The organism is Mycobacterium talmoniae (assembly GCF_001854525.1).
GTDB classification, from domain to species: Bacteria; Actinomycetota; Actinomycetes; order Mycobacteriales; family Mycobacteriaceae; genus Mycobacterium; species Mycobacterium talmoniae.
On the sequence record NZ_MLQM01000307.1, the window covers coordinates 1 to 2390 of the forward strand.

General features: G+C 63.2%; 4 protein-coding genes. 1 reads left to right on the forward strand and 3 read right to left on the reverse strand.

What is annotated here, in order from left to right; translation table 11 throughout:
- Positions 1–140: 140 nt before the first annotated feature.
- Entirely contained in the window at positions 141–536 is a 396-nt protein-coding gene (locus tag BKN37_RS26835; RefSeq protein ID WP_071030308.1) for a type II toxin-antitoxin system VapC family toxin, read from the forward strand.
- Between the two features lie 152 nt (positions 537–688).
- Here the strand turns inward: BKN37_RS26835 and BKN37_RS26840 are convergent, their stop codons facing one another.
- The 3 genes from BKN37_RS26840 to BKN37_RS26850 all read right to left on the reverse strand — a co-directional run.
- Positions 689–1123: a hypothetical protein gene (locus BKN37_RS26840; protein WP_131823718.1), complete on the reverse strand. Its 435-nt coding sequence runs from the start codon at positions 1121–1123 to the stop codon at positions 689–691.
- A gap of 43 nt (positions 1124–1166) precedes the next feature.
- On the reverse strand, positions 1167–1871 hold the full coding sequence (locus BKN37_RS26845) for a hypothetical protein (RefSeq protein ID WP_071030312.1): 705 nt from the start codon (positions 1869–1871) through the stop codon (positions 1167–1169).
- Positions 1868–2390, reverse strand: a 523-nt coding sequence (locus tag BKN37_RS26850) for a Tox-REase-5 domain-containing protein (RefSeq protein ID WP_242657376.1), incomplete at its 5' end; no start/stop codon positions are given. The genes BKN37_RS26850 and BKN37_RS26845, both read right to left, overlap by 4 nt.

Below are 2390 nucleotides of genomic sequence, written 5' to 3' on the forward strand. Positions count from 1 at the left end.
CGGACATAGGCCATTCGGGCAGCCTACGGCCCAAAATTAGTGCGCAAATTTCGCTTCACCGCCCACCAACACCGCAGGTCACAGACCTACGGGGTCGCGAACCTCCGCTCGGTGATAAAAGTCAGGGAGGGGCCAGTCTAGTGCTCTACCTCGACGCGTCGGCGATCGTAACCTACGTGCTCAAGCGTCCGAACGTTGCAGACCTCACCGGATATCTCAGAGACCACCCAGACACGGCGCTAGGTACGAGTACCCTGGGGTTAGTTGAAACGGTCCGCACCTGCGATCGTTTCGGCGACTTCCCTAATCTGATGGTCCAACTTCTGCGCGATTACACCGAACTCCGCCTGACCGCCGAGATTCGGGACCAAGCGGCGAATCTTCCAGGCGGACTGAAGACCCTGGACGCGATTCACGTAGCGACCGCCGAAACGCTCGGCAAGCACATGGTTGCCTTCATCACCTACGACCGTCGAATGGCGGACGTCGCCGAATCGCTCGGCTTCCCGGTCGCATCGCCCGGTATGAGGCGCTGACTGCGGGGGGAGTGGGCGCGGTGGGAACCCCGGATGGGCCGGACTGGACGGCGGCGGCGTGCGCGGTACCTGGTGTGCCATTTCGCCTGCCAATCCTCGAGCGTCGCAAGAACCTTGGCGCAATCGGGCCACAACAGGTGGCATCGCCGGGGCTAGATCCGGTGGCGTAGTGGGTCCGCCGCCGGATCCCAGGTTGGTTCCTGCCTCTGGGCTTGCCGTTTGAGCATCCTGCGCAGCCCGCTTCGGTCCCTGTGTTCTTCGCGAATCCGGCGGATGCGGCGCCGAAGGACGGCATTACCCGCTACGTCCTGCTCAATGCGGTCAAATACCTGCCCAACCTGGTGCAACGCCTCTCGGTAAGCTTGGACGTACCCCCGTTCGATCGCCCGGCTCAACGAATCAGGCTGCATACGCTTCGCAGCCTGGTTGAGTTCCAGTCGCACCAGGTCGCCCTGTATTGACACCGTGATCTTCCCGGCATTCTCTGTATCCCCGGCCGCCGCAACGTCAACTGTGCCCGCTACATTCGCAATCCAGCCACCGAGCCAACGAATCAGCTCGTCGTCGCCCAACTCCTCAAAACCCATAACCATCCTCCGGTTTCGGGAATATATACGTGGCGGGGACGGCTTAGTGGGGGACTTCATCGAGGCCGTTGGCAGCAAGTGTCTGCGTCATCGCCGCCACTACGCGCTCGGCCGGCCAGTCATCGGGCGCTGACACCAGCGTGCCCTTGGCGAGCGGCGCCGACGTCAAGCCCTCTGCCAATTCGGCAATCGCCCCCACCTCTTCGCTGATCCACAAGCGGTATCCGACACCGATTTTCCAGTTACCGCGCCGGGCCGTGCGATTCACTGGCGAGTCGGCAAGGTCCAACACCGACGGCTCCCACGTTTGGGCGACCGCCGCACACACCGTGTCCGCGGTCTGGCTTGTCGAGCCACCCACGACCATCTCCCGCAAATCAATTGTCAAATGGTGCCCCGGAATGCGTCCGCCTGGCGAGATGAGACCGGCCGCGACGTGTACGTGAAAGCCAACCCGTGGGCCTGCACCGGACACCGTGAAGCCGTATCCGCTCTCAGGCTCTGGCTCGCCGAACATGCCAGTGATGACGTGGCTCCGAACGATTTCGGTCAATTCATCCGGCGAGCCTTCCCAGCGACGGCCCTCGGGCGTCTGCCAGTCTTCGATGTCGAAAGCTGCACCCAATTCGCTCAATAACGCATCCGTACGCGCCGCGATCCACTCCGGGGACTCCCCAGCAGCCACCCAGACGGCGCGCACTATCGCCTTCGCCGCCCAGACCGGCCGCACCGAGGGAACCTGGCTCATGACTTCGGAGTGTAGATCACGTCGATGTCAAACAAGCGGCGGTCCGCGAACAGCTCGCGGATAGCTACCGCACCATACGGGTCCGACACATGCCACTCCAGGATGGCGCCATCCGGCAACGCCCGCAGCTGTCGCAGCGCCTGGTCGACCGCGTTTTGCGCCCGCATCTGCCAGTACGGGCTATCGGGCTGGAAGTACATGCCCCGAAAAGCGGTGCCCTTGTTGCCGGATTTCCCTTCGAGAAAGACCTCCTGGTCGCCTCGGCCGGTATAGCCATCGTAATCAACGGGCTTCCCTGTGTCGGGATCGATCCGCACGTACTCAGGGATAAGGCCGTCTGGTGTCCGTTCGGCACCGGAGATCTGCTCCTGGTAGTCCATCCACTCCTGGTGCGGTCCCCGGTTGACATGCGTCCAGCCCGGCTCGGTGTCGCCGCGGCTCCAGGTGGACTCGGGAGTATGTGGCGGCCACTCACCGGGGTGATAGGGGTCGCCCGATTCGTACGGGGCCTGTCTCTTA

Excerpts from the sequence above, each read along its gene's own strand:
- BKN37_RS26840 (WP_131823718.1), bottom strand. The coding sequence starts at position 1,123 with ATGGGTTTTGAGGAGTTGGGCGACGACGAGCTGATTCGTTGGCTCGGT.
- BKN37_RS26845 (WP_071030312.1), bottom strand. The coding sequence starts at position 1,871 with ATGAGCCAGGTTCCCTCGGTGCGGCCGGTCTGGGCGGCGAAGGCGATA.